Below are 4457 nucleotides of genomic sequence, written 5' to 3' on the forward strand. Positions count from 1 at the left end.
CTCTCCGACATTTGGGGATTGTCGCGATCCGAGACTGAACCTCGTCTGGGTGCCAGAACCTTCGGTGCAGTTCGCTACGAACCTTTTTCAAGAACCCCGGTTAAAGGTGTAGAAATAGCTCGGGCCAGAGCCTTGCGGTTTTCTAGAACACTCATCATCGTCACGTGGTCGCCTACAATCGGTACGGCAGTAGTGGCCTCCGGATTCAAGACCCGGTCCCAGCCGCGCATAGGCGAACGAGCCTCTGGGCCTGTTGAGGCTTTATCAGGTGGTATCCGACTGCTGATGAGAGGCTCCATGGCATAAAACTGATGTATCTCGATTGGCAGGGTTGGGATTTGGTACGCCTGCAGCGCCTCGTGAAACCGGGCGATCCTTTTATACATCACCACTTCATTGTGGAGATCACGATCCAGAGATATCGCCCCGATTTGCTGCGCCTTTTTAAGCATCTGAGCGATTGAACTTTGTCCAGCAAATTGCTCCAACACTTCGAAGCTCTCATCATCTAAGGATTCAAAAGAATCCAGCACCACGTCTCGTACCATTTGGATGGGTGATATCTTTGTCAAGTTTGCAGGTAGCGTAACATCGATTAACCCCATGAAAGATATGGCTTCATCGCGACCCAGTAAGTGCTGGGCTATGGCGTAAGCCAAGATTCCGCCTGATGAGTATCCAGCGAAGCGATACGGACCCTGCGGCTGGATCCTTCTAATCGCCACGATGGTCTCCGCGGCTATCGCCTCAAGAGTTGGTGGACAAAGGTTATCGAAGGAGGGCCATGGCAGAGCGTAGACGGGACAGTCTACGTCCATTTCCTCCACCAACCTGAGGACGTAGGAACAATCGCCAGAACCTGCGGGGACAAAGAAGAGCGGTGGCTGCGATCCGGTTGCTTGTACGGAAATCACTCCCGGAGTCCTGGGCTGTGGCTCCAAGTGAATCTTCGATGCAAGTCCCTTCAGAACAGGGGCTTGGAAGAGGTCGGCGGCGCTAAAGTTCAGCCCTACACCTAATGCTCGACTGAGTAACTGCACCGCCAACAGCGAGTGGCCGCCGAGCTCGAAGAAGTGGTCGTGGCGCCCGACCCGCTCGACACCGAGCAGCTCCGCCCAGATCTGCGCCAGCGCCGTCTCGACCTCGCCCTGCGGCGCCGCATAGGCCGCCCGCGCATAGGCATCGTCATCGGGAACCGGCAGTGCCTTGCGGTCGAGCTTGCCGTTCGGTGTCAGCGGCAGCGCGTCCAGCCGCACGAACGCAGCCGGCACCATGTAGTCCGGCAGCCGCCCGCTCACATGCGCGCGCAAGGCGCCGGCAAGCCCGCCTCCATCGTCCTCGTCCGCTCCGGCCTCGGGTCCACACACGACATAGGCGACAAGCTGCTTGTCGCCGGCGCCGTCCTGGCGCGCCACCACCACCGCCTCGCGCACCCAGGCGTGCTCGCAAAGCCGCGCCGCGATCTCGCCCGGCTCGATGCGGAAGCCGCGGATCTTCACCTGATCGTCGTTGCGGCCCAAAAACTCCAGATTGCCGTCCGGCAGATAACGCGCCAGATCGCCGCTCCGGTACAGCCGGGCGCCTGCCTCATCGCTGAACGGATCGGCCAAAAACCGCTCCGCCGTCAGCTCGGGCCGGTTCAGGTAACCACGCGCAACCCCCGCCCCGCCGATGTAAAGCTCGCCCACCGCCCCGAACGGCACCGGCTGACCATGACCGTCAAGGAGATACACCCTAAGATCGGGGATGCGCCCGCCAATCGGGCTTCCCGACGCGGCAGTATCGGGCTCGGCAAGAGGCCGATAGGTTGCATGCACGGTCGTTTCCGTGATGCCGTACATGTTGATCAGTTGTGGGGTGGAATCTAGGTGCTTTGCATACCAAGCCTTCAGAATTGGCGGCTCCAGGGCCTCCCCACCAAAAATCACATATCGAAGACGGCTGCTCTTGCACTCCGCATTGATGAACGTTTTGAACGCCGAGGGGGTCTGGTTCAAAACCGTCACGCCCGACTTGCAGATTAGATCATGGAAGTCAGGAGCAGACCGTGCAGTATCGACCGGCACGAGTATCAAACGCCCGCCGTAGCGCAGCGCACCCCACAGCTCCCACACTGAGAAGTCGAACGAGAAGGAATGGAACAGGCACCATATGTCGTGTTCGGTGAAGCCGTACCAACCCTGGGTCGCTTCGAACAAACGGACAATCTGCGCATGCTCGACCATGACGCCCTTGGGCGCTCCGCTGGAGCCGGAGGTGTAGATGACATAGGCGAGATGGCGGGATGTGAGGCCCAGCGCGCGCGGCTCGGGATCGCAGGCGGGCAGCTCGGCCCAGGCCGGGGTGGCCGTCTGCAGATCGACCACGCTCACATCGGCCAGCGCCTCGGCGCCGAGCGCGGCGCGGCCGGCCGCATCGGCCAGCAGCAGCTGCGGCGCGGCATCCTCGAGCACCTGGTTGAGCCGCGCGCTGGGATAGGCCGGATCGAGCGGCACATAGGCGCCGCCCGCCTTGAGGATCGCCAGCAGCCCCACCACCATCGCCGGGCTGCGCTCCAGGCAGATCGCCACCGGCTGGTCCGGCCTGACACCGAGCCCGATCAGGTGATGCGCCAGCCGGTTGGCCCGGGCGTTGAGCTCGCCATAGCTCAGGCGCTCGTCCTCATGCACCAATGCCATCGCCTCCGGCGCCCGGCGCACCTGCGCCTCGAACAGTTCGTGGATGCAAAGATCCGACGGATAGGCCGCGTCCGTCCGGTTCAGTTCCTCCAGCAGATAGTCGCGCTCCTCGGGCGGAAGAATGTCGAGCTCCCGCACCGGCGTGTTCGGCGCCTGCTCCAGCGCCTCCGACAGCGCTTCGAGCGCGCGCTGCATGTAGCCGCAGACCCGATCCGCAGAGATCGGCTCCGCCACCTGCGCGGTGAGGCCGAGCGCCTCGCCAAAATCCTCCACCGACAGCGTCAGCGGATAGTTGGTGCGCTCCTCGCTGCCCAGCCGTTCGATGCCGGCCAGGACATCATCCGGTCCGGAGCCGGCCATGGCCGCCGGCGTGTTGTGGCGGTAGTTCAACAGCGCGCTGAACAGCGGCGCCGGCGCGGCAACGCCGCTGCAGCGTTGCGCCAGCGCCAGCGAGGCATGCTCGTGCGCCAGCAGTTCGGATAGCCGCGCATGCGTGGCCTGCACGCTCGCCGCGACCCCGGTGCCGTCCAGGTCAAGCCGCACAGGCAGGGTGTTGATGAACAGGCCCATGGCGCGGTCGGCCCCGGCACCCGCATGCATGCGGCCAAACAGCACCGTGCCGAACACCACCTGCTGACGCCCGCTGCTCAGCGCCACCACCTGACCCCAGGCCAGATGGCACAGGCTCGCCAGGCTCAGTCCAAGCCGCCGCGCCTGTTGCCGCAGCCGATCGTTGAGCGCCTGCGGCAGCATCCGATGCGCCTCGCCGATCCCGCTGCCGTCGCCATGCACTTGGCTTAGCCTGAACGGCAGCGTCGGCTCGTCGATGTCGGCCAGCATCGAGCGGAAGAACGCTTCATGCGCCTTGGCATCCATGCCAAGCCGCGCCTGCGCCACCAGATTGCGGAACGGCTGCGGTGCGGCCAACTCATGCACGCGTCCCTCCAGCACCGCCCGCACCTCGGCATGCATCACCTCCAGCGTCGTGTGATCGCCGATCAGATGGTGCTGCAGCTCCAACAGCAGCCAGCGCCCGCTGCCCGGCTCGCGCGCGATCACAAACCGCATCAAGGGCGCCCGGCCAAGGTCGATGCGGTCCTGGCGCGGATCGAACCGCCGCTTCAGCTGCTCGGAACCGGGACCGCCATCCTCATCCAGCTCGACCTCGCGCACCTCCAGGACCGCCTTGCGCCACACCACCTGCGCCGGGCTCGACAGACCCTCCCAGACAAAGGCCGTGCGCAGAATGTCGTGCCGATCCACCACCTCTTGGACCGCGCCAAGATAGCGCTCCAACAGGCCACGATCGGCAAAGGCCATTTGCGACACCAGCAGATACGGATCGCCCCGCCCGGCCAGAAGATGATGGAACAGGATGCCGTCCTGCAGCGGCGACAAGCCATAGATGTCCTGGATGTTGGCGACCCCGCCCGGCACCGTGGCGACGATCCGGTCGATCTCTTCCTGCGTCAGCTCGATCAGCGGCAGCATCCGCGGCGTGATCGCCGTGCTGTGCTCGGAGATCAGGTTGGCAGGCACCGCCACCTCATGATAGCTGCCAAGGCTTGCGGCCAGATCGGCAAGCACCGGCCTGGCGAACAGGGTGCGCACCTCGACCCCCAGCGACAGCCGCCGCAGCCGCTCCATCAGTTGAACCGCCAACAGCGAGTGGCCGCCGAGCTCGAAGAAGTGGTCGTGGCGGCCGACCCGCTCGACACCGAGCAGCTCCGCCCAGATCTGCGCCAGCGCCGTCTCGACCTCGCCCTGCGGCGCCGCATA

At 64.3% G+C, this 4457-nt stretch carries 1 protein-coding gene; it reads right to left on the reverse strand.

The window, feature by feature from the left end; genetic code table 11:
• Window positions 1-74: 74 nt before the first annotated feature.
• The coding region (locus AC0L2K_RS34620) for a non-ribosomal peptide synthetase (protein WP_473533609.1) at window positions 75-4457 on the reverse strand (4383 nt) is incomplete at its 5' end.

This window comes from Mesorhizobium sp. WSM4817 (genome assembly GCF_055811135.1).